Source organism: Mesorhizobium sp. M0778 (genome assembly GCF_040320105.1).
Lineage (GTDB): Bacteria > Pseudomonadota > Alphaproteobacteria > Rhizobiales > Rhizobiaceae > Mesorhizobium.
Genome location: NZ_JAMYPA010000034.1, coordinates 24618 through 48576, shown reverse-complemented (window position 1 = coordinate 48576; position 23959 = coordinate 24618). Strand labels below are relative to the sequence as shown.

Sequence of the window (23959 nt, the reverse complement as noted above, 5' to 3'; positions counted from 1 at the left end):
GCCTGCGCACGCCCGAAATCCGCCCGCCGCAAGGCGGCCACGGCATAGTCTGCCGCTTCAAAGATCGACATCCGCTCAAGTCCGGACCGATGCACCAACGCCCCCTCGGATGCCTCCGTGATCGGGACGACGCCGCTGCTGCGCGAACTCATCCTGGCGTTTCTCGAAGTACCCGTGCGGAGGCCGGCAGCGCCCGCGCCGAACGACTGGTCGCTGTCATTCTCGACCAGCTCCGGGCGAGCCCGGTCGCGCCGTTGTCTCTTCCCTCGCCGAAGACATCCGGAACGACCCGGGTGCAGACTGGCCGCTCGATGAGATTGCGTCATGCGCCGCCATGTCCCCGCGCAGCCTCCAGCGTCACTTCCAGTCGGAGACTGGCATGAGTTTTCGCGCCTGGCGGCAGCAGGCGAAACTCCTCAAAGCGGTGGAGTGGCTCGCCGCCGGCCGAAGCGTCGGCGACATCGCCTTCATCGCGGTGTTTCGCGCGGCCTTCGGTGCCTCTCCTGGAAAGTATTTTCAAGAGCCATCTCCGGAAGGGTAACGCGCCGGACGCGCGGCGGCTTGTCGCTCATTCTCCACCCGGTTTCAGTTTGCCTTTTATGCGACTTTCGAAGCACAAAAGGCGAACATTCAGAGTGCGCTGTCAACGGCCCTGCCCATTCCGCAGTTCTGGCAAGCATTAGCAATGGCTGGAGCGGGCTCGTGAGCTGACAGTCCGCTTTAAGGCGAACTTATCAGAAAGCGGCCGAGTAATGGTCTCGCGGGCGTCGATTGAGCTGCGTAGAATAGTCCTCCGTACCTATCCGTTCTTCCGGATAGACTGCGCCATCAAGCCGATATAGATACCAGATCGCCCGCAGCGCACGGCGTGCGTCCACTTTATGGATTTAGTAACTAAGCAATGTCACTTTGCTGCGTGGGACACGGCGAAGATATTGACAAATTATTAACGGTCGCCAACTTCATTAGGCGATGGGCAAATCTCGACGGCGGTCAAGAGAGAGCAAATTATTCTCTTTTCTTGGCAGAGCTTTGTGATGTGATTGGAGTCAGGCGACCCGATCCTGCGTTGGCCGCCCATGACTTCAACGACTACGTGTTCGAACGGCGCGTTGAAAGAAAACGTCCGGACGGGACGACCGAAGCTGGGCGCATCGATCTCTACAAGCGAGGGTGCTTTATCCTAGAGGCAAAGCAGAGCCGCCTCCGTGGCGGCAAGAAAGCGGTGCCAGAAGGCCAGGTAGATCTATTCGTGACGGCGGAGGGTGGACCCGCCGGCACGGCATTGCCTGGTCTCGATCACGTTATGGTCCAGGCCCGCCGGCAGGCCGAGCGATATGCAGCGTCGTTGCCCTCCGACCATCCGTATCCGCCCTTCATCATAGCCTGCGACCTGGGGCGAGCTGTCGAGCTCTACGCCGATTTTTCCGGTCACGGACGCCACTACGCCCAGTTTCCAGATGCGCGGCAGTTTCGCATCGAACTCAGTCAGCTAGCCAGTTCGGATACCCGAGAACTGTTGCGTACGGTATGGGAACAACCTCAATCCCTTGATCCAGCACAAAAGACGGCCAAGGTTACGAGAGAGATTGCCGGGCAGCTGGCAGAAATCTCGAAGGCCCTCGAAGGGCGAGGCTTCGAGCCCGGCAGCGTAGCAGTTTTCCTCATGCGGTGCCTCTTCACGATGTTCGTCTAGGACGTGGGGCTGCTCCGCAAGAAGGGTTTCACGGAGCTTCTGACGAAGTGTCTCGACGACCCGACGCGGTTTACCTTCGAAATCGACGACCTCTGGCGGCATATGGATCGCGGCGACTACTCGCCCGGCATCGGTGAGAGACTGCTTCGGTTCAATGGCAAACTCTTCAAGAATGCCGCGTCACTTCCGCTGACTAAGGACGAAATGCGCCTTCTCCGCGATGCCTCGGATGCCGATTGGCGCGATCTGGAGCCTGCAATATTCGGCACTCTTTTCGAACAGGCACTGGACCCGATCGAGCGCAGACGTCTCGGTGCACACTACACGCCCCGTGCCTATGTCGAACGGGTTGTGGATGCCACGATCGTCGAACCCCTCACCAAAGACTGGATCGGCCATCAATCGGCGGCCGAGCGTGCGATTCGCAATGGCTCAAAGGCGGCCGCCATTCACGAGGTTGAAGACTTCCTCAGGCACCTAGCGTCCGTACGGGTACTCGATCCGGCATGTGGCACGGGGAATTTCCTGTACGTTGCCCTCCGCCGGATGAAGCAGTTGGAAGGCGAAGCGCTCAAGCAATTGCAGGACATCGGCGGCGACGAAGCGGTCGCACACGTCGCTAACATCTCGGTGAAGCCGGAGCAGTTCTTCGGCATGGAAATCAACAGGCGGGCGGTTGAGATTGCCGAGTTGGTGCTCTGGATCGGATACATCCAGTGGCACATGCGGACTCGGTCCACCGTGCCTTCAGAACCGGTGTTGGGCAGCAGCGACCATGTTCACGCGAAGGATGCGCTGCTCACCTGGTCGGGCTATCCCCATCCGCATCTCAAGCGCGATGCGCTCGGCAAGCCCGTGTCCGACGGCCAAGGCAACGAAACCTACTTCTATCCTAACGCGATTTGCGCCGACTGGCCGGAGGCCGACTTCATTGTCGGCAACCCCCCGTTCATTGGCGGGAAGGATATTCGCGCGCGACTGGGCGCGGGCTACGCCGAAGCCTTGTGGAGCGCCAACCCGCAGATGAATCCTGCAGCGGATTTCGTGATGTACTGGTGGGATCGGTCAGCCGATCTGCTTATAAGGAAGGAAACCCGGCTGCGCCGCTTCGGTTTCGTCACCACGAACTCGATAACGCAGAAATTCCAGCGGCGAGTCCTTGAGAGACATCTGGCGGGCCCCTGGCCAGTTTCCCTCGTGTTCGCCATTCCGGACCATCCATGGACTAAGGCGTCAAAAGATGCCGCTGCGGTCAGGATTGCCATGACCGTTGCTGAAGCTGGCGAACGGGATGGGGTTGTGCGCATCGTGACGAGAGAGGCAGACCTTGATACCGATGAGCCCAAGATCGAGTTCGCTGAACGTGAAGGGAAGATCAATCCCGATCTCACGATTGGCGTAGATGTCACCAAATCGAAGGCACTGGTGGCTAACGACGCGATCTGCTCACCGGGCGTGAAGCTGCATGGAAATGGCTTTATCATCACGCGTGAAAGGGCCATTGAGCTCGGCCTTGGAAAGCGGCCGGGCCTCGATTGGCTCATCCGCGAATACCGAAACGGCAAGGATCTGACATCCCGGCCGCGTGGTGTGATGGTTATCGACCTGTTCGGCACCGCCGCTGATGAGGTCCGACGAGAATTCCCCGAGGTCTATCAACACTTGCTGGATACGGTGAAGCCGGAGCGAGACCGAAACAATCGGCCCTCATATCGAGAGAAATGGTGGTGGTTCGGTGAGCCACGAAGGGAACTCCGGCCAGCATTGGAGGGCTTGTCCCGCTACATCGCCACCGTCGAAACCATGAAGCACCGCATCTTCCAGTTCATGGAGGCCGAGGTGCTTCCAGACAACATGCTGGTCGCGATTGCATCGGATGATCCCTTCCATCTCGGCGTGCTGTCTTCGAAGGTGCATGTGGCTTGGGCTTTGCGCACCGGAGGCCGTCAGGGCGTTGGCAACGATCCAAGGTATTCGAAGTCCTTGTGCTTTGATCCCTTCCCGCATCCCGATGCAGGTGCGTCGGCTCGTGCTGAAATAGGTGCCATCGCCGAAGAACTCGATGACACGCGCAAACGGGTCCTTGCCGAGCATTCCGACCTGTCCCTGACGGCGCTCTACAATGTTCTTGAAGCCGTCCGAAAGGGCAGCGCAGTCTCGCGCAAGGATCAGGACATCCGAAGCCGTGGCCGTATTGTGATCCTACGAGAGCTTCATGATCGGCTGGACGCCGCCGTCTTGAAATCCTACGGGTGGCACGCGGATATTAACGTCGAGCAAATCCTTGACGGCCTTGTCCGGTTGAACGAAGTCCGGGCCGCCGAAGAGCGCCGGGGCTTCATCAAATGGCTGCGCCCCGAGTATCAGATCGACAAAATCGGTCCGCTGGCCCATCGCGGCGACCGCGTGCAATTGATCTTGGCGACCAAAGTCAGGGCGAAGAAGACCCCGTTCCCGGCCGCGCGACTGGACCAGGCGCGGGTTGTGCTCGATCTCATGACGCGTGCGAAAGCGCCCCTGTCGGCAGAAGAAATCGCGGTCGCGTTCACGTCACCGGACGAGACCGTCGCCGATGTACGCGACGTGCTTCAATCCTTGGTCCGGCTTGGCCAAGCGGAAAGCTACGATAAAGGAAGAAGCTTTTTCCGAGCCGCCTAAGGCTTGCTTCTCGAAAACACTTGCCGCCAAGCCAAATCGCATTGCCTGGTGAGCGCCGGAAGCGGACTGGCCGCTTCCACAACCAATTTGGCGAAATCGCCATCGACGGGTCCTGAGCATCGTCATTTCCCCGCTTTGCCTTAGCCGTCGCGACTCAGGTTGTTTTGAGGATGGTTGAGCGCTTTGCTCCAGACCGTCACATTGTTTCCGGTCTGAGGATTTCCAAATGTCGGGCCACGTTGGAAACCGGCCTTCGCGAACATGCCCTGGCTTGGGGCGTTTCCAGTTCGCACCGTGCATTGAAGCAAACGCGCCCCATCTTTACGCGCGCGTTGCTCTGCCGCCTCTATCAATCGTGCGCCTCGTCCCTGGCGAACAAAATCCAAATGTGTGGTCACGTGGGAAATTTCGGCCTGATACCACTGCACGCGCTTGAGTTGAGCACAGCACACGACGCGACCGTCTTCCGAGAGGTCGACTACATACTCGTTCGCATGATCAAGAACACGCTGGGCGTCGTACTTTATCGCAAGCTGGTTCTGCGCATTGAGCAGCTCGGCAATCTGGGAAGCGTGTGTCCGCTCCATCGTTATAGCCCTGCCTTCCAATGTTCGTAGATTGTTTTGCGGCGGGCAAACGCCTCGGGGCCGCCTTCCATGATCCTGATGATTAGCTTCTGGGTGTCGGCGGCGTCGATGCTGGCAGAGGAAACGGCAATCCTGTCATCGGATGCGCTGAACGCGGAGACAGACTCCGAGTCTCCCAGTACCGGGAAATTCGCGTTGTGGGTCGCGAAGATGAACTGCCTGTTGGATTTGATCTTGCGGATGCGCTTCACAACTTCTTCGTAAACCGTTTGGCTGTCGAGGTCGTCTTCAGGCTGGTCGATCAGAACGAGGTCGTGTTCCTGCTGGCTCAGCAAAAAGAGCATCATCGCGGAGGCACGCTGACCGAGGGAATGCGAACGTAGAGGGCGTCCGTGATAGTTGATTTCGTAAGTGTTGGGCACCTGGAAGGTCAGGAGCGTGGGCAGCGCTCTCAGGAAGTATTCACGAAACGCATCTGCACGTCCTTTCGCCAGGGCTGCTGCCTCGTCGAGGTTGGCGTAGATAGCCGCGAAATCCACGTACTTTCCACAGATGGCTTCGATGCTTTCGCTTCGTACACTGCTACCCTTGAGGGCGGCCTCAAGCCGGATCGTGAAGGCTTTCTTGTCGCCCTTGAACGTCGGGGTGATCTTTAGCTCAGATTGGACATTATTGATCTTGTCGAGGGCGGCGGCCGTCACCCGATACTCTTCGAGCCACTTTTCATTGAGCGCACTGCTCGTGTTGGCGGCGAGTACTCTACGGTCCGCAGCCTTAGAAGTTGCGGTCACGAGCTCAGCGATCTTCCCTTCGATCAGCGTTTTTCGGTCAGTGCTCTTGAGATAGTCATCGGGCTGAAGCGCGGTAACACCTTTGTCGGCGAGCGCTTCGAGAAGCTCGCGCTCAACGGAGGCAAATTCTTCCTTGAGACCACTGATCGTGCCGTTCAGAGCGGCGTGCTTTTCGCCAAGCTTGTCGCGGACGGTGTCGATGGCTGTTTGAACTGCCTTGATCGAGGCTACAGAAGCTTTCAGTTCGGCGAGAGCTACCGCGTAGTCGGCGAAGAAAGCGGCGTTGTACTTTGAGCCCGGGACATCGAGAGCATCGAGCAGCTCGATGCCTTCGTCGGCTAAATCACCGACAGCTTCACTCCAACTTTCCGCCTTCTGACCGACCGAGGTCACGAACGAGGCGTCTTGATTATAGGCAAGCTGCTTTTCCAGCTTGTCCTTCACACCATGCTTGTCAAACTGTTCGATCTGGTATTCGAGAGCAGCAAGCTCCTGGCGAAAACCGGTAAGTTTTTCGGTGTCGGTTTGGATCGCCTGCAGTAGCGTAACCGCTGACTTAAGCTCACCACCCTTGGTCGCAATCGACTCACGGATAGACCGCAGAGATTCACCGACTAGCTTCTCCACCAGGTCCTTTCCAAAATCCTGGCCAGCAGCCGAGAGGTCTTTTTGCCCGAAGTAGAGCGGGTTTCGGATCACACTTTGTCTGACGGCGACTCCTCTGCGTAGGACGCCGTTCAGATAGACTTCCGGGTCGTGTCCTAAGATCCTGCGAACCTCATATTTTGATCCGAGGTGATCAACCGCCTCGACGATAACGCGACCGCCACTCTTCAGTACGAACGGGACTAGGTCTTCTTTGTACTTTCGATCTTGGGGTCTATCGCCGAATGGAATGTCGAGCGCCCATCGAAGGCATTCGAGGGCGGATGACTTACCACTGCCTTGGATGCCAATCAGACAGTTGAGGTGCGGCGAGAGCGGAATGCGGACACCATCCAGCAGCCCGCCTTCAAAGCGTACGGCCTCTATATAGCCGTGTGTCAGTTTGAGTGCAGCGCCCGCTGCGCGGAACTCGAAATCGCGCAGAGCGAACTTCACGGCCTCGAAGGTGAGGTCACCGAGCTTAAGAAAGGTATGCTCGCTTTTACCAATCTGCTCGATGCTCTTCGGGTCGCTACCTTCGACTTCCGCCGGGTATTGCGGCCACCATTGTTTGACCTTCGTCCGGCCGACGCGATCCGGCACATCGTGCGTGCGGACCTTCTGGAAGCCGAGGCAGTATTTCTGCACGAGCGGATTGGCGGCCAGCTCCTGCATGCGCCCGCCTTTGACTTCGTTCCAGAGCCCGCTGGATGCCTCAACATGAGCGAAGACAACGAGGAAATCGCGGTTGAACTGCTCAAGGGTCTTTAGAGTTGAAACGATGTCTTCGTTCGAGCGGGCATTCTCGTTTTCGTACTGCGCTGGCGTGCGGCCACTGAAGGTGTTTCCGAGAAACGCGTTGATGAAGTCGTGGCCTTTTTCGAGCCACTCGTCGGAAAACACAACGAGGGCATGGACACCATTTGCTCCGTCGTTGACAGAGAGTTCGACACCCGGGAGCAGGCCGATGCCTTCTTGCCTCGCAGCTCTTCTGAGAGCTCTGAATTCCTGGAGGTCGAACTTGTTGTGGTTGGTGATCACGCCAAGCCGAATGCCTGAGGCTTTCAGGCCAGCGATGTATGCGCTGACGAAATCGTTGTCTTGCCCATTGTAGACGAATTCCTTGTCGGCCTTGGTGTGCAGATGGAAGTCTACCCGGACCCAGGCGGAACCGTTGGGGAAGAATGTTTCGAAGCTATTTGCCTTCTGTTGATCGGGAAGCATTCGCACAAATATCACACCCACAAGCGCCGCGCGATATGGATCGTTATTTTCACATGCCAGCATGTTTGGCGCGGCTGCGGGGGACTGCCATGGCGTTATGAGCGTGTCTTCATACGACCGATAACTGGGCCAGCTGCTCAGGTGCCCAGGAAGGTCTTCTTGATGGGCGACACGTGTATGCGGGCGAGCCAAGGCCTCAGGGAGGCCGGCCGTACGCGCTTTGCGTTTCCCTCTCGACAAAGCGAATCTAAGATGGATGCGGATCCGCTGCCGAACGGGATCCTCGATGCTTGGACAGAAAATCGAGAAGCATCAGGGACTCGGCTCAAGACGGACGGCCGGTTGTGAACGGGCGTCCTTCGAGGCGTGCCATCTGCGCCCTAACCAAGCATCGGCAGAGCCACTTTCTGTCGTCCGATTGTGGGAAGAGGCCACGACTGCTTCTTCGGCTGATCTGAGGTACGCCGCTGAACGGCACGCTTGCGCTTGACTCCGGTCAGCTTATAGGCGCCAAATCGAACTGGGGGATTTGGAATGAGGCGACCCTTTAGTCCATTGAGTATCGATCAGCTTGAGGCGATACTGGATAAGGCCTCCGCAAGTGGTGATACCAAAGCCATCAAAGCTGTAGTGGGTGAAGCCGGAGTCAGAACCACAGCTCGGGCCGGGAGGCTTCTGGTCCGAGCCAAATCCGCGTTGGATGTCAAGCAGGCGGACCTCTTCGACCGAAGCCCCCAGACTTCCAGGAAGCGGCCCACCATAGTGCAAAGGAAGCTAGCGGCGAGTTCGGAGGCTCGCAAACCCACCGAGGAGCAGCAACAGGCAATTGACGCTTTCCTGTCCGGCGGCTCGCTCCGAATCAATGCCTATGCGGGCACAGGCAAGACCTCGGCGCTCCAGTTCCTTGCCCATAGGACTCGCGGCCGAGGCCAATACATAGCCTTCAATAAGGCGATTGTCGGGGACGCCCGTGAGAAGTTTCCTTCGACAGTAGATTGCTCGACGACTCACAGCCTAGCGCTGAAGTCGCTGCACTCTGACTACAAAAAAACAAAAGACAAGTTTGCTGGGAAGGTCAGCACGAAGCAGCTCGCAGAGATACTTGGATTCAAGAAGACCTGGCGGGTCGACCGTGATCATTCGCTACAGGCGGTGTCTCAAGCCCATTTAGTCGAGCAGACAGTTAGGCGGTTCGCTCACAGCGGCGACGAAGAAATTTCTGACGCACACGTGCCTCGTCATGGATCGCTGCTTACTGCCAGCGAAGATACTCTGAAGGCAGTGAACGATTTTGCGTGCAACAATGCCAAGCACGTATGGCAACGCATGTGCGACCCAAGGGACGCGATCCCGCTGGGTTTTGACGGTTTTCTTAAGCTCTGGGGACTATCTAAGCCACAGATTGCAGCCGACTACATCCTCCTCGATGAGGCGCAGGACACCAATCCTGTCGTGCTCGACGTGCTACGGCGGCAAAGCGCCCAGCTTGTCTACGTTGGTGACCGCTACCAGCAGATATACGAATGGCGTGGCGCGGTTAATGCGATGGAAGCAATCGAGACCGACGCCACCGTTAGCCTGACCCAGTCGTTCCGGTTCGGCCCCGAGATCGCCAGCGAAGCGTCTCGCATCCTGCGGCGGCTGGGTGAGAGCGTACCGCTGATCGGCAATCCTGCCATGCGGAGTCGGGTCGGCACCTGCAATCCCGACGCCATTCTTGCGAGGACCAATGCGAACGTCATGACGGCGCTGATCCAGTGCCTAGACGTGGGTCGCAAGCCGCATCTCGTTGGCGACAACAAAGACCTCAAGGAGCTGCTGTGGGGAGTGCGGGACTTGAAGGACGGGCGTCCAACCGACGTCGCCGACTTCTTCGGTTTCACCAGTTGGGAGTCCGTGGTCGACTTCGCCAAAACCACCGAGGGGGAGCACCTGACGATGTTCGTCAATCTGGTGCAGAGCAAGGGCGAGAAACGCCTCCTGTGGGCAATCAACCGATCCGTCAGCGAGGAGGAGGCCGAGATCGTCATCTCGACAGCACACAAGGCCAAGGGGCGGGAATGGAAAAATGTTCGACTGATGGACGACTTCATGAAGATCCGCGAAGCACGCGCTCCTGCGGAAAAGGCCGAACAAGAGCGGGAGGACGCAGCGGAACTAAGGCTGTTCTACGTCGCCGTTACACGCGCCAAGGAGGCGATCGAGATACCCATTATGGGTGGCAAAGGTGAGCCAGCGCGAGCGGCGGCAATCTCATCAAGGCCCGCGGCGCAAGCGTTGGCCAAGACTGTTGTCGCGCAACCGGTCGATTGGCAAGAGCCCGTTAAGCAAAGTAGTCAGATCCAATCGCGCCATATCACACAAAAACCAGCGAAGCGTGGTTTCTTCTCCCGTCTATTTGATAGGTAAGGTGCGAGCCAGACGGGATCCGCCCGAGGCTTGGGAGCCGACATGCCAATCCGCCTTAGGATGGGGCTGCCTACCCATCAGCGACCGATTTGCCGCGCGTAAAGACCAGGTCGGCGGGCCTATGGCTGTCAAACGGCTTCCAAAACTGACCCTCGATCGGCGTCCAATTTTGACCCCCTTATGTAATGCGCGGCGTTCAGCGTTCGCCCGGGCGGAGCTGGTCAGGGTTGCGCAGCCCGGGCGAGCGCGGATGGCGCTTGGCAGGTGATCAGGCGCGGTTCTTGAAGCGCCAGGATTCGTTTCCGGTCTCGATGATCTCGCAATGATGGGTGAGACGGTCGAGCAGCGCTGTCGTCATCTTGGCGTCGCCGAAGACGGCGGGCCATTCGCCGAACGCCAGGTTGGTGGTGACGATGATCGAGGTCCGTTCATAGAGCCTGCTGATCAGGTGGAAGAGCAATTGCCCGCCGGCTTGCGCGAACGGAAGATAGCCGAGTTCATCGAGCACGACGAAGTCGAGCCGGGTGAGGTAATCAGCGATACGGCCCTGCTTGCCGCCGCGGTGCTCGGTCTCGAGCCGGTTGACGAGATCGACGACGTTGAAGAAGCGGCCACGTGAACCGTTGCGGATCAGGGCGCGGGCAATAGCGATTGCCAGATGCGACTTGCCGGTTCCGGTGCCGCCGATGAGCACGGCGTTGCGCTGGTCGGCGACGAAGGTGCCGTTGGCAAGGTCTCGGTGCGTGTTTCGGTTATTCCCGGACACCCTTTTCGCTAAATCCCGGACAGTGATTTCAGTAATTCGCGGACAGCGATTCCGCTAAATCCCGGACAGTTTTCGGGAGCGGATTTAGCGGTCGGTTCTTGGCTGCGCCGTTCTGGCAGTTTGGCCTCTCACGATGATGTTGAGAGGGGCCATGCCGAGACGGAAGCAAGCGAGACGAACGAGCGTGAGGGATATCCAAGCGATCTTGCGCCTGGCCCATGAGCAGGGTCTTTCGGTGCGTGAGGTGTCGGAACGGCTCAAGATCAGTAAGACCACAGTATCGACCTATTTGCTGCGGGCGCGGGAGGCCGGGCTGTCATGCTGGCCGCTGCCGCCGGGCCATGACGACGCGACGCTTGGGCAGCTACTGTTCGGCCGTGCCGGTCGTCCGCCGCAAGATCTGAGCGAACCGGACTTTGCGCTGATCGCCCGGGAGTTGAAGCGCAAGGGGGTGACGCTGACGCTGTTGTGGCAGGAGTATCGCGCCGCCCATCCCGACGGCTACGGCTACACCTGGTTCTGCGAGCACTTCGCCGCTTTCGAGCGCCGGACGAGCGCGACATTCCGCAATCGGCATGCAGCGGGCGCGGTGATGCAGACGGACTATGCCGGGCAGACGGTGCCGGTGATCGATCCGGCGACCGGCGCCATTTACCCGGCGCAGATTTTTGTCGCGGTGCTGGGCGCCTCCAATCTGACCTTCGCCTTTGCCAGCTCCAGCCAAAAGCTGCCGGACTGGATCGAGGGCCAGGTGCGAGCGCTCGCCTTCTTCGGCGGCGTCACCAGAGCGATCGTGTGCGACAACCTGAAGGCCGGTGTCGTCAAGGCGCTGTGGTTCGAGCCGACGCTGAACGCGACCTTTGCCGCGATGGCCGAGCATTATGACACCACCATCCTGCCGACCCGCAGCCGCAAGCCGCGCGACAAAGGCAAGGTCGAGGGCGCGGTGCTGATCATCGAGCGCTGGATCCTGGCACGGCTGAGGAACCGGTCCTTCTTCTCGCTCGCCGAGCTCAACGCGGCGATCGCCGAACTGCTCGAGGAGTTGAACAACCGGCCGATGCGCCATGTCGGCCAAAGCCGCCGCGAACTGTTCGAGGAGATCGAGCGGGCTGCCTTGAAGCCGCTGCCGGCGGCACCGTTCGAATACGCCGAGTGGAAGTCGGCGAAGGTCCATCCTGACTACCATGTCGAGGTCGACAAGACGTTCTACTCGGTGCCGCACCGGCTGATCGGGCGCACCGTCGAGGTGCGGCTCACGCACCGAGTGGTCGAGATCTTCCACGATCACCAGCGTGTCGCCAGCCATGTGCGTCGCTCGCAGCGTTCCGGCCATGTCACCGTCAACGAACACATGCCCAAGGCGCACCAGCGCTACGCCAACACCACACCGGCCAGCCTGATCAGCCGGGCGGCAAGGATCGGCCCCAACGTCGCCATTCTGGTCGAGCGCATGATGCGCGACCGGCCACATCCGGAGCAGGGATACCGCTCGGCCATGGGCATTCTGTCGCTGGCGTCGCGCTATGGGCCGGAGCGTCTCGATGCCGCCTGCGAGCGGGCGCTGCTGATCAACGCGATCGCCTACTCCTCCGTCACCGCCATCCTCAAAGCCGGCCTCGACCGAGCCAGCTCCGCAGAACCGGCAAAGCCGACACCCCAGCACGCCAACATCCGCGGCTCCACCTATTACCAGTGAAGGAAAGGAAGAAAGAATGCTCATGAACCCCACCCTCGACCAGATGCAGGCCCTCGGTCTGGCCGGCATGGCTGCCGCCTGGCGCGAACTGGCCGAACGGAACAACGCCAACGAGCTCAGCCGTGACGAGTGGCTCGGCCTGATGCTCGACCGCGAGGTCGCCATACGGGCCGACAAGCGCGTCCGGAACCGGCTCGCCTCAGCCAGGCTGCGCTTTCCCGAAGCCTGCATCGAGGACATCGACTTTGCCGCGCCGCGCGGGCTCGACCGGCGCAGCACCATGGCGCTCGCGCAGGGTGAATGGCTGAAGGCGCATGAGAACCTGATCGTCACCGGCCAGACCGGAACCGGCAAGTCGTGGCTGGCCTGCGCCTTCGGCCGGCAAGCGGCACGGCTCGATCATTCCGGCGCTCTATGTGCGCGTGCCGCGCCTGTTCGAGGATTTGGCGCTCGCCCGTCTCGATGGCCGCTTTCCACGCCTCATCGACAAACTCACCCGCGCACAACTGCTCATCCTCGATGACTTCGGAACCCACTCCCTCACCGATCAACAGCGCTTCCATCTGTTCGAAATCGTCGAGGAACGCTATCGCCGCAAATCCACCCTGATCACCGCCCAAGTCCCAGTGGCCAGATGGCATGACCTGATCGCAGACCCTACCGTCGCCGACGCCATTCTCGACAGGATCGTTCACAACGCCCACCGCATCGTGCTCCAGGGCGATAGCATGCGAAAGCAAAAAGCAGCGCCCCTCTTGACCGGCACCGAAAACGGCGAAATCAATCATCCATGAACGCAACAAGGCACCCGAGGACCAACGCCGCCAAACTGTCCCGACATTAGCGAAACCAATGTCCGGGAATTAGCGTAACCCTTGTCCGGCTTTTGCGAAATGCGCAGTCTCGGACCAGCACCTCATTGACCGGCGTGCCGTCGAAGTCGAACTCATCGATGTCCTTGGCGATCGGCAGCTTGGCGACGGTGAGCTGGTATTTGATGGAGCGGGCTTGCTTCTCGGCGATCTCGGCCGACAGCAGATCGCCGACGATCCTCGGCGGCTCGTGCTGGCGCTTGATGCCTGTCGCCATGACCTCGTCATAGGCGCCCCGCATCCCGTAGAGCTTCAGCGTCCCCATTAGTTCCAGAACCTGCGTACGTTCCATCAGCTTGCCCTCCTGAGGCTGTCGTAGCGGGCGCAGTCGGCCTGCGGCTCATGCTGCAGGCGAAGCGCGTCCGGGGTGAGGATGGTGACGGCCGGCGCTGGGTCGCGCCGCCGCGCCAGAATGTTGATGATGACGGCGCAGGAGCAGACGTTCTGATCGAGCGCCTCCTGGCAGGCGGCTTCCACGGCATCAATGCCGTCGGTCAACACCGTGGCCAGGATCGACACCATCTGCCGATCGCCGTCATGCGCCACCTTCAATTTGCGTCGGATACGCTCCATCGCCGAGGGCAGAACCCAGCCCTGGAAGGGCGCACCGTTGCGCAGTGCACCGGGCTTGCGGGCAAGGACCGGCATGTAATGCCAAGGATCATAGATCGTCTCGCCGCGCCCGAAGGAGCGGGCATGCTCGGCGACGACCACGCCGTCCTGGCGGATGACAATCTTGCCGGCATAGGCCTGGACCTCGACCGGGCGGCCGACAGCGGTCGAGAGCACCGAGTATTTGTTGTTGTCGAAGCGAACCGTGCAGGTCTTCGACACCGAGGCCGGCACCGTGTGGAATCCGTCGAAGGGGCCGCGATACTCGACCAGTTTGCCGCGCTCTTCCTCGAACACGTTCCAGATCGTTCGTTCCGGTTGCTCGACGTGACGGTGCGCCTTGGCGTAGGCGACGCACTTGTCCTGCAGCCAGGCGTTCAGCTCCTCATAGGTCTTGAAGCGCAGCCTGGGCGTGAAGAAGCGCTCACGCACCAGCCCGACCTGGTTCTCGACCTGACCCTTCTCCCAGCCCGACGCTGGCGTGCAGGCGACCGGCTGCACCAGATAATGGCTACACATCTGCAGGAGGCGGCGATTGTATTGGCGGTCCTTGCCAACAAAGATCGTTTCCACCGCCGTCTTCATGTTGTCGTAGATGCCGCGCGTGCAGGCGCCGCCGAAGAAGGCAAAGGCCCTGTCATGGGCGTCGAACACCATCTCCTGCGTCTCGCGCGGATAGGCCCTGACGAACATCATGCGGCTGTGGCAGAGCCGGACATGGGCGACCTTCACGGTCACCGTCACGCCGTTGATCAGGACGATCTCGTGGCTCCAGTCGAACTGGTAGGCCTCGCCCGGCGCGAAGAACAGCGGCACATAGGCGTCCGCCGTCGCCGACCCCTGCGCCTTCGCCCAACTCTTCGCGTAGCGGCGGACGGCGTCATAGCCACCCTCGTAGCCGAAACTGCAAAGCTCTTCGTAAATCCGGATCAGTGTCAGTTGTTCGCGCGCCGCCTTGCCACGGTTGCCATTCAAAAACCCGTCAAGCTGATCCTGCCACGGACCGATCTTCGGCTTGGGCTGCCGCTCTCGTTCGTAGGAGAACGATGTCTCATTGGATCTGAGAATCTTGCGGACGGTGTTCCGCGACACATGCAGTTCGCGGCAAATCCGCTTGAGCGACCATCCCTGCACATGGAATGCGCGCCGAACCCGGGCAATCGTATGCACCGACTTCATCCCCACACCATCCGCTCGCCACGACGAGCTGATGGTCGCAAATCAAAGCATCAGGGGGGTCAAAATTGGACGCCGATTCCCCGGCTTATGGGGTCAATTTTGCACGCCGATTCACACCTATGGCGGCTTCCCAGTCAGTGACGAAAAGCCGCCACGATGTTCCGGCTTCCGTTGCCTCGGCTAGATCCAAGGCATCTTCTACATCGACACCGAGATACCGCACTGTGTTCTCGATCTTGGTGTGGTCGAGCAGGATCTGAATCGCAAGGAGATTGCCCGTAACCTTGTAGATGAATGATGAATGAAGCCTTCGTTTGCCGAAGCGCAGGTGATTGGCTTCTAAGATTTCCGGCGGGAATACGCGTTACGTCCTGACGGTCGTTCATACTTTGGAACGGATTCTGACGTGGAACTGCTGTCCATCCTTGAAATGATCGCGGATGACTGCGCCATCAAAATTTTCAGTTCTTTGATGTCTCGCTGGTACTCCGCTCGCGAGTTCAATGAGGGGGCACCGACCCTGGCAATGCTTTGCCTGGACGAAACCCCGGGGTAGATCTCGACCGAAATCGAACCGGTCTGCCCTCGTGGCAGTTGGTCAACATCCGCTCCCATGCCTGCAAGCTCAAGGACCGAGATGTCGTCGGTAGGAAGGCTATAAAGACCTGGCCGTGCGCACAAATCCCGAGCCATGCGTCTGCCCATACAATTGAACTCAGTCATGATATCGCTGCTTGCCTGCAGACCGGACCACACCGCGAACCAAAGAGGTGCCATCCGCAGGCTCAATCCGGTCGACAGCGCTGCGGGAATGAATCGAAAGGAACCACCGCCAAGAAGGCTCAGAAGGCACCCTGCGGCGCAGTCTCTCAACTGCCCTCCGGTGCCCGTGGAATTGCTCAGCAGCGAGATTGCTTCCTGGATGGCCCGAGCACGCCCTTCCCGGGTTCCGCGGAAACGGGAAAGGTCACCCCTCAATTCGGGAAGTGAAGAGAGTAGGTCTTCCAAAACTGAATCATCGACCCGGCCACTCTCGATTACCTGCCGCATCGATCTGATCATCACCGATTCACTGTCGGGACGGTCGGAGGGACCACCGCCATGCACTGCCAGCCGAATCACTTGCCAAAAGCTTCCGAGCTCATCGATATCGAGAGGTAGCTGCTCGCCGCCAAGCGTTGATCGCAGGGATTGCCACGCCCGGCCAATGGCCAGAACATCAGCTTGGGGACCGAGTGCGAGCCCCTGAAATGCCGCTGCGGAGTAGGTGGCGCCCGCCGCAGCAAGAGTGATGGGCCGCCCGGCTTCATTTGACCTCGGCGATCTAAGATAGAGCGCCGCCTCGACGATCGCCGTTCCTACAAGCTTTTCGACCACTGATGTTGTGCTACCCGCGGTCAAGCTAGGCTCTTCAGCCAGCAGATCGAGCTGGTCCGTCGTCACAACCCGGAAGAATGCAGTGAAGGGAGCGTAGTCGGTGACGTAGGTGGAAACGAAGGCAAAGAAATCGCGCCCCTTTCGCTCATCCACCACAACCACGGCACGCTCGTCGGGATCATTCCTTTGCGGGTCCGGAACAGCGACAGCGCAGAACTTGGATGAAAGCTGCTTGCGGACAGCGGCGACGCCGAGGTTGCTGGGCTTCAGAGGCGACTTCTGGCCTACCCAGGCCAAGAACTCCTCGGTGTCCAGTACAGCAATGTTCAGCATTTTCCCTACCTAAGCAAACAGATCATCGAGTGTCGGATCACTCGTCGAGGCTTCATCGAGCGCGAGGATACCTTTTTCCAGATATCCCGGAATAGACTTCTCATAATAGATGCGCAGCGAGGTCTTTGCGCGGGTCACGCCCGTAAAGGCGAGATTCTTCTGCAAGTTCCGGAATCGACTGATTTTTTCCATACCGAGAAGGTGGACTGCCCGGAACTCGAGTCCCTTCGCGCTGATGATAGTGGTCACGATCACACGCTTATTCGGTTCGAAGGCGCTGTACCCACCCGCGAAGTTCTGCATCTGCACGTGATGCTTGACTTTGGAGGACAGAAGAAGGGCGGCGACCGCGGTGGCATCTTCCTGCTTAGGGCAAAGGACGCCTATAGTCTCATCCGGATAGGCGAAGAGCTGCGTTTCGATTTCCGGGATTGCGGTCGCGACCTGATCCGCGAGCGAAAGACCCGAATACGGTATCACAGACGACTCAAAATCCTGCTCGTTGTACTTCGACGTCGCCTCCATCCCCTCCTCGGAGTCGATTTCGTTGCGGATGCCGTCGGCGACGCGGCATATCTTGATGCCATTCCGGTAGTGCTTCTTGAGGACAACGGGCTCGCCACATTTCGCTTCCAGAGCATCCAAGCCACCTATGGCGCTTGTCACTCGCTGTCTGTCATCGCCAACAGCGTAGATCTGGTCGGCGAAACAGGAAATCACTTCGATCTCGTCGGCGGAATAATCCTGAGCCTCGTCCAGAAGAATGCAGTCCAGTACGTTTATGCTCTTCTTCAGCGCCGCGACTTCCTTTAGCCCTTTCAGAAGACGTGCGCGAACCTCCGCGAATTCGCCGAAGTCATCGAACGCAATTCCATTCGATGCCACGAGCGAAGCACCCCACTGCAGGTATGTCTGGATCTTGTCAGATGAGAACGGATAGTGCGTAGAGCCTGCTACCAGAAATTCCTTCAGGACGCGACCGAACGTGAGCACGGTGATATTCGTAACACCTGCCTTTACGAGGAACGTCGCACGGAGAAGCAAGAGGTTTGTCTTTCCGCACCCGGCGGGGCCAAGGACGAGATGGTCGCCCTCCTTCGGTAGACTGATCACCTTCTTCTGGTCATCGTCGAGATCGCTTGTTTTTTTCCACCAGGTGCTCATTCGCGTGCCTTCACTTGAACTCAAGGGTCAGCCAGCTATCCTTCTGAGGCCCCTGGCGTTGAACAAAGTCTATGATCTTATAAAGGATGTCCTCGAGCGAAGTATGAAACCGCGAGGGGTCATATATCCCCGAGAAAAAGAGAATGCGGCGCTCAAAAGGTTCAGGTGGTGTCGCGGAGGTGTGTACACAGACGTCTACGGCAAGTGCCTTTGCTTCCGCATCGACGATCTCAATGCAGAATACCACCGATAGCTCGGGCATTAGGTGCGCTTCTGACTTCTCGAAGGTCATCTTGACTGACGGAGCCTTGCGAGGGTATCGAACTATCGTGGCATAAGGCGGGAATTGATCATTTTCCGAGCTTACACGGCGCACCGAATCCTTCGTGGAGGTTATGATCTCCTCGAGAAGCGCCTTGCCGAAATCCGGCTTCTTTTCCGTCGCCGCACCTGATCCCGCCTGTTCGACGAGAACTCGCTTGATTACCCTTTCCTTGAGGCCAGCGATCCCGCTCGCAGTGGCCTGCGGACGCCTGAAGGATTCCCACGAGACCATCCGCAGCCGGTCCTTGGGGTCCTTCAAGAGGCACATCTTCGCTACGTCCACTAGGTATGAAGGCACTGAGGAATTCTGAATATTCGGAGTGACTTCCTGCACTGCGTTGACCAAACGGGCAAACGGTTCGGCATATTCGCTGAAGAGAGCCTCGCGCATTATGAGATCGTGCAGCACCGCTCCAATTTGATAGAAGGTAAGGGCGCGCCAGCCCTCAATTGTTCCGTCCTCTTCGCGTAGTAGAAACTCGGGCGAACTATATTGAAGGGTGCCTATGAAGGGGTGAACACCCTCCATGTCAGTGATCCCGGGCTCTTTGACGGGCTTCAGGACCCCGAAGTCGAGTAAAGTTACTTTCTTCATATCCTCGCTGACCTGGATATTCTCCGGCTTAATGTCCCGATGGACCAGGTCCAGGCTTTCAAGATATTCCGCACAGCCCGCAATGTCGGCGATGAATCCTCCAATCGCCTCAATGGAAATGTCCTTGAGCCGCTTCTTGAGATTGCTGCCCGGAAGAAACGCCATCACGATGAAGTGGTTCTTCGTACCCTCGTCGTATCCTCCATCAAGAATCTCAACCATGCTTGGGTGGCCTCGCCCCTTCAGGGAGACCTCCCGCTTGATCCGGGCAAGCTGTGTCTTGTCGCCAAAGCGCTCGATCAGTTCTTTGTCGAATACCTTCACAGCCGCTTGCTTCGCAGCATTAGTGGCCTCGAATACTGCTGCCGACTTGCCGTGATCGATCAATCTTACGACCGTCCACTCGCCGATCATCGTATCCTTTAACTGATCTTCGAGTAGACGTGCCCTGACAAAGTCCATGTATTTGTCCCGATTCGGATCGGGGAAATACGTCATCTCTACCGATAGTTGTCAATGAGTGTCTGCATCTGAGATCTAGAGACGACACGATGAAAAGTCGTTCGCTGGCCTTCGTTGTTTCCATTGATCAATCTAGGACTGGCAAGGAATGGTCCTACGATCTGCACGCGGCAGGACATCGATTGGGTAGCTCTCGAGCCAGCGCTCGAAAGCAGGCAGAGTGATCAGCGATACCATGGAGCGCTTCTTCGGCAACGATTTCGTGTGGAAACCGCACGGCCATATGGGGGCGAGGGCTTGGCTCGCTGAGCAGCCATGTTCGCGTCTGGTAGGCGGAAAACGCCAGTAAAGTGACCGAGATGGCGCGTCGCTGCCGTTAGCAACCGCTTCGAGAATGAGGAAGGACGGGCAGTGCGCTGAAGGGGGTCAGGCCTCCGTTCACTTGCTATGCGTTAAAATGTGCATATATTGTGCGTATGAGAGGTCGGAGAATTGTCATGGCCCACGCACAGCTAGCACATTCCACGGTGATCTCGGGCTTTGTCGATAGCCTGCAGGAGCCGCGCACACCCTATATCTCGCCGAAGCGCCTGTCGGAGGCGCTGGGCGTGAAGGTTGCCAATTTGGCCCAGTTGACCGGCGTCCACCGCAACACGCTTCGTAACCCGTCATCGGAGCGCTTGCAGGGTCGGATGCGCGAAATGGTGAAGGTGATCTCGGCCGCGACGGAGCTCACCGGCGACGTCGACAAGGCGATCTACTGGTATCGCAACGAACCTATCGCTGACTATAGCCATCGCACGGCGGGCGAACTCGTCGCCGACGGTCAGGTCGAAGCGGTTCTCGCCTTCATCCGGGATCTCGAGAATGGCACGCGCGGGTGAAAGTCACCCGCGTCGGCCCGGACGAGATCTTCCATCGCTATCTGACACCGAAATGGGGCTTTCCTGCCCACCAGCGGTGCAGGCGCGGCGATGGACGGCGGTCGTTTCAACCGGCCCGGCATCAAGCGCTTTACCTGTCCCGTTCGGCGCAGACAGCGCTGGAGGAATACAAGCAGGGCGCCAGCATCACCCCGCCAGCCACCCTTGCCGCCTACAAGATCACGCTCGCCGAGGTAGTCGACCTTTCGCAGGGGTTCGACCCGGATATCTGGGACGGCTCGTGGAAGGAGTGGGATTGTGCCTGGCGTCAGGTCGCTCGCATCGACAAGAAGATCCCGCCATCGTGGAAGCTCGCGGACCTGGTCATCACCGCCGGACTCGCGGCATTCTCTTTCCGTCGCTGCGTCACGCCGGCGGCACCAACCTGGTGGTCTTTCCGGCCAATCTTGTCGAAGGCGATAGGGTCACGGTCCATGATCCCGATCACCGGCTGCCGCACGACCAGTCATCCTGGCCGTGAGTAATCGACTGTCTCTGGGATCGCAACGCGGCGACGACGCTCCCCGTCACGGCGCTTGGTCCCCAACGACATCATCCTTGCCGTAGCCCTCCCCGCTAGCCAGCCCGGCTGGAATATCGCCGGCCAGCAGCTTCTCCTTCGACAGCAGTCCGGCATCCTCGAGGGCTTCGAAATCCGGCAGGTCGCGCAGCGTGTCGAGACCGAACTCCAGCAGGAATTCTTTGGTCGTGACGTAGGTGTAGGGCGCGCCGGGCGTCGGGCTGCGCGGACCGGACGCAATCAGCTTGGCGCCGCGCAGATGACCGATGAGATCGCGGCTGATCTCCTTGCCGAAGAAGGAAGAAAGCTCGGCGCGGGTGATCGGCTGGAAGTACGCCACACACATCAGCACCAGCACTTCAGATTGTGTCAGATCCACGGCTCGCTCGTTTCCGCCGACCGCGGCACGGATGGCATCGGCATAGGCCGGCCGCGTCAGATGCTTCCAGCCGCCGGCGACGGCGACGAGGTCATAGGGCCGACCGCGCAGTTCTTCGCGGATGTCGTCAATCAGCAGGTCGATGCTGCAGCTTTTGCCAACAATGCGGGCGAGCGTTTCGCGGTCGACCGGTTCGCTGGCCGCAAAAATCGTTGCCTCGACGCGATGCATCCATTCGCGCCAACGCGCTTCCGGCGGCAGGTGATCCAGCTCCCGGTCAAACAGCTGGTCAGCTGATCGCCGTTCGCCCGATCGGCGCTCATCTGACCGGCTCCCCCCTCGCCTGCGCACTGCCTCCGCCATCGTCTTCAGAGCCCGTAAATGCGGAACGCGGCGCGACCGGAAAGCTCGCGCACTGCACCGAGTTCGAGCAGCCGGTCGAACAGCCGGCGCAGGCCGCGGTCGCTCATGCCAGCGATCTTTTCCGAAGCGACGATCGCGTTGTCGGATAGGAGTCTTTCGACGACCATGTCCGCCGCCTTGGCCCTGAGTTTCGGCGCAACGGCAAGCAGCCGGTCCGCGCGGCGCTCGAGCTCGGCGGAAAGATCAATCGCGCGCAGCGCGGCGCGCGCCTGCGCTGCCAGCAGGGCTTTCGCACGCTCGATGCCTGTCGCCACAGAGCTGCCTGCCGATCGATGTGGGCGGGCGCCTGTCCCCAACCCTGCCTCGGCGCCCAGCAGCGGCATGGCGTATGCCCAACCCAGCCGTTGCGCTAGCAGGGCGTCGGCGAGCCAGCATCCGAAGGCTCGTGCGAAACCATATCTTTCGGCAGCCGCGAAAGCGCCGGTCAGCATGCCGACCATTCCGATACCTGCGGAAAGCTGTCGAAGATCGTCCGCCAGGTCGCTGACCTTCTCGTCGTCGCGGCGGAGACCGAGGTCATCCAGCACCGCGCCGATGCTCGCCTCGGTCAGCAGTTTCGCGGCAGGCGTGCCGGCCAGCCGTCGCCAAGCCAGCAGCATCGATCCGGCGGGGCCGACGGACAAAAAAACGCCTGGGCGTGTGAGCAGCACGGCATCGCGCAAGGCGGCTTCATCCTCGACGCGGCCCGCTTGCTTTGCCGTGACAGCGGCCGCCGAAAGCGCCAGCCGCTGCCGCCAGGCGCCAGCCCACCGCTCCTGCCGGCGGATCACCGCGTCGAGCGCGCCGATGGTGGCGCCGGCGGTATGCGCGAGGTCTTCAATCTCTTTTCCCGCATGATTTTGCGCGTCCGAGATGTCCCGGCGCAGCCAGGCCGGCACCGCTGCCATTGGCGCGGTCGAAGGGGCACCGTCGAGCGTGGGGTATTGGCGCGGAGAGGGCTTGGGACGCAGAATCATCGCAAACACGATGAATCACGGCGGCGCTTATGGCAACAGAAATGGACAAAAAGCGCTGCACCTGTCGCGCTACCACAACGAACGATAATGCATTATCATTCGTTTTGCTGTTTCTAGAGGAATGACCGTTTCGTCGAGCAGGAGCCGAAAAATCGCGCCCGGCGAGCCTCCGGACCGTCCCACAGCAGGAGGCCGGAAGAGGAGGTTTCGTCCACGCAGCCGTCGACTGGGCTTGCTGTGCCTAACACCGACGATATGCCTGACATAGTCGACGTCGTCGACATCATCAGCACCGAGATGGGCCGCGGCGAAGCGTCGGACGAGGCGCCTTTCCATGCCCTTCGGCCCGCACCCGGCCTGCCGGCCCACTTGGAGCGTCTTGCCGATCGCGCGCGTGATTATGTGGACGCGGCGAGCTCGGCCAACACGCGGCGCGCCTACGCATCCGACTGGAAGCATTTTTGCGCCTGGGCGCGCCGGCAGCATCTCGAGGTGTTGCCACCTGATCCGCAGACCGTCGGCCTCTACATCACCGCCTGTGCATCCGGAAAGGTCACAGGAGACAAGAAACCAAACTCTGTGGCGACGATCGAGCGCCGTCTCTCCTCCCTGGCCTGGAATTATACGCAGCGTGGCGAGCCGCTCGATCGAAAGGACCGCCATATCGCCACCGTGCTCGCCGGCATCCGTAAGAGCCACGCAAAACCGTCTGTGCAGAAGGAGGCCATACTTCCCGAAGACCTGATCGCCATGCTGCAGACGCTCGACCGGGGCACCCTGCGCGGCTTGCGCGACCGCGCCATGCTGCTTCTCGGCTTTGCGGGCGGCCTGCGTCGCTCCGAAATTGTCGGCCTCGACGTCGGCAGGGATCAGACGGATGACGGCCGTGGCTGGGTCGAGATTCTCGACAAAGGCGCTCTGGTAACCTTACGTGGCAAGACGGGCTGGCGCGAGGTCGAAATCGGCCGCGGCTCCGCCGACGCCACCTGCCCCGTGGTTGCGCTGCAGACCTGGCTCAAGCTGGCCCGCATTGCCCACGGGCCGCTGTTTCGGCGTGTCACAGGACAGGGCAAAGCAGTCGGCGCGGAGCGATTGAACGATCAGGAGGTGGCCCGCTTGGTCAAGCGTGCCGCGCTGGCCACCGGCGTCCGCGGCGACTTGTCGGAAGGCGAACGACAGCAAAAGTTCGCGGGCCATTCGTTGCGCGCAGGCCTGGCCTCCTCAGCCGAAGTCGATGAGCGCTATGTGCAAAAGCAGCTCGGCCATGCCTCAGCGGAAATGACGCGTAAATACCAGCGTCGGCGCGATCGCTTTCGCGTCAATCTCACTAAGGCGTCCGGGCTCTAGAAAAAAGTCCCCCCTCCC

At 59.9% G+C, this 23959-nt stretch carries 14 protein-coding genes and 6 pseudogenes; 9 read left to right on the top strand and 11 right to left on the bottom strand.

The window, feature by feature from the left end:
• Positions 1–108: 108 nt before the first annotated feature.
• The 3 genes and pseudogenes from NKI22_RS29675 to NKI22_RS29665 all read left to right on the top strand — a co-directional run.
• Positions 109–541, top strand: a pseudogene (locus NKI22_RS29675) (helix-turn-helix transcriptional regulator); the annotation flags it as partial.
• Between the two features lie 360 nt (positions 542–901).
• Positions 902–1696, top strand: a complete 795-nt coding sequence (locus NKI22_RS29670) for a type IIL restriction-modification enzyme MmeI (protein ID WP_352959486.1) — start codon at positions 902–904, stop codon at positions 1694–1696.
• Positions 1697–1699: 3 nt separating this feature from the next.
• A complete protein-coding gene (locus tag NKI22_RS29665; RefSeq protein ID WP_352959482.1) occupies positions 1700–4354 on the top strand; it encodes a class I SAM-dependent DNA methyltransferase in 2655 nt (884 codons plus the stop codon).
• 140 nt (positions 4355–4494) lie between these two features.
• Here the strand turns inward: NKI22_RS29665 and NKI22_RS29660 are convergent, their stop codons facing one another.
• Positions 4495–4941 (bottom strand): GNAT family N-acetyltransferase, encoded by a 447-nt coding sequence (locus NKI22_RS29660; protein ID WP_352959479.1) that lies wholly within the window; start codon positions 4939–4941, stop codon positions 4495–4497.
• Positions 4942–4943: 2 nt separating this feature from the next.
• Complete coding sequence (locus NKI22_RS29655; protein ID WP_352959476.1) at positions 4944–7601, bottom strand: TrlF family AAA-like ATPase; 2658 nt, start codon at positions 7599–7601, stop codon at positions 4944–4946.
• Positions 7602–8156: 555 nt separating this feature from the next.
• Here NKI22_RS29655 and NKI22_RS29650 point away from each other — a divergent pair.
• On the top strand, positions 8157–10010 hold the full coding sequence (locus NKI22_RS29650; RefSeq protein WP_352959473.1) for a UvrD-helicase domain-containing protein: 1854 nt from the start codon (positions 8157–8159) through the stop codon (positions 10008–10010).
• 268 nt (positions 10011–10278) lie between these two features.
• Here NKI22_RS29650 and istB (NKI22_RS29645) read toward each other — a convergent pair.
• Positions 10279–10749, bottom strand: a pseudogene (istB, locus tag NKI22_RS29645) (IS21-like element helper ATPase IstB); the annotation flags it as partial.
• Positions 10750–10927: 178 nt separating this feature from the next.
• On the opposite strand from istB (NKI22_RS29645), the gene istA (NKI22_RS29640) reads away from it, so the two are divergent.
• A complete protein-coding gene (gene istA / locus NKI22_RS29640; RefSeq protein WP_352959470.1) occupies positions 10928–12475 on the top strand; it encodes an IS21 family transposase in 1548 nt (515 codons plus the stop codon).
• A gap of 16 nt (positions 12476–12491) precedes the next feature.
• A pseudogene (gene istB, locus NKI22_RS29635) lies at positions 12492–13269 on the top strand (IS21-like element helper ATPase IstB).
• A gap of 61 nt (positions 13270–13330) precedes the next feature.
• Here istB (NKI22_RS29635) and NKI22_RS29630 read toward each other — a convergent pair.
• The 6 genes and pseudogenes from NKI22_RS29630 to NKI22_RS29605 form a co-directional block, all read right to left on the bottom strand.
• Positions 13331–13639: pseudogene (locus tag NKI22_RS29630) on the bottom strand (ATP-binding protein); the annotation flags it as partial.
• Positions 13572–15138: pseudogene (istA, locus tag NKI22_RS29625) on the bottom strand (IS21 family transposase). The pseudogenes istA (NKI22_RS29625) and NKI22_RS29630, both read right to left, overlap by 68 nt.
• 166 nt (positions 15139–15304) lie before the next feature.
• Positions 15305–15436: pseudogene (locus NKI22_RS29620) on the bottom strand (integrase); the annotation flags it as partial.
• A 41-nt stretch (positions 15437–15477) separates the two neighbouring features.
• Entirely contained in the window at positions 15478–16848 is a 1371-nt protein-coding gene (locus NKI22_RS29615; protein WP_352959467.1) for a hypothetical protein, read from the bottom strand.
• Between the two features lie 9 nt (positions 16849–16857).
• Positions 16858–18012, bottom strand: a complete 1155-nt coding sequence (locus NKI22_RS29610) for an ATP-binding domain-containing protein (protein WP_352959464.1) — start codon at positions 18010–18012, stop codon at positions 16858–16860.
• A gap of 10 nt (positions 18013–18022) precedes the next feature.
• Positions 18023–19393: a serine/threonine protein kinase gene (locus NKI22_RS29605; RefSeq protein WP_352959461.1), complete on the bottom strand. Its 1371-nt coding sequence runs from the start codon at positions 19391–19393 to the stop codon at positions 18023–18025.
• A 497-nt stretch (positions 19394–19890) separates the two neighbouring features.
• Here NKI22_RS29605 and NKI22_RS29600 point away from each other — a divergent pair, with 497 nt between their 5' ends.
• Together NKI22_RS29600 and NKI22_RS29595 are read left to right on the top strand one after the other, a co-directional pair.
• Positions 19891–20277 carry a hypothetical protein gene (locus tag NKI22_RS29600; RefSeq protein WP_352959458.1) on the top strand — a complete coding sequence of 129 codons (387 nt, stop codon included), beginning with the start codon at positions 19891–19893 and terminating at the stop codon, positions 20275–20277.
• Positions 20274–20801 (top strand): RES domain-containing protein, encoded by a 528-nt coding sequence (locus NKI22_RS29595; protein WP_352959455.1) that lies wholly within the window; start codon positions 20274–20276, stop codon positions 20799–20801. Before NKI22_RS29600 ends, NKI22_RS29595 begins: the two co-directional genes overlap by 4 nt.
• Before the next feature lie 42 nt (positions 20802–20843).
• Here the strand turns inward: NKI22_RS29595 and scpB are convergent, their stop codons facing one another.
• Both scpB and NKI22_RS29585 read right to left on the bottom strand, forming a co-directional pair.
• Positions 20844–21578, bottom strand: coding sequence for an SMC-Scp complex subunit ScpB (gene scpB / locus NKI22_RS29590; RefSeq protein ID WP_352959452.1), 735 nt, complete (start codon positions 21576–21578; stop codon positions 20844–20846).
• Positions 21579–21583: 5 nt separating this feature from the next.
• Complete coding sequence (locus tag NKI22_RS29585; protein WP_352959449.1) at positions 21584–22525, bottom strand: DUF1403 family protein; 942 nt, start codon at positions 22523–22525, stop codon at positions 21584–21586.
• 366 nt (positions 22526–22891) lie between these two features.
• Here NKI22_RS29585 and NKI22_RS29580 point away from each other — a divergent pair, with 366 nt between their 5' ends.
• Positions 22892–23941 carry a site-specific integrase gene (locus NKI22_RS29580; RefSeq protein WP_245278725.1) on the top strand — a complete coding sequence of 350 codons (1050 nt, stop codon included), beginning with the start codon at positions 22892–22894 and terminating at the stop codon, positions 23939–23941.
• Positions 23942–23959 lie beyond the last annotated feature (18 nt).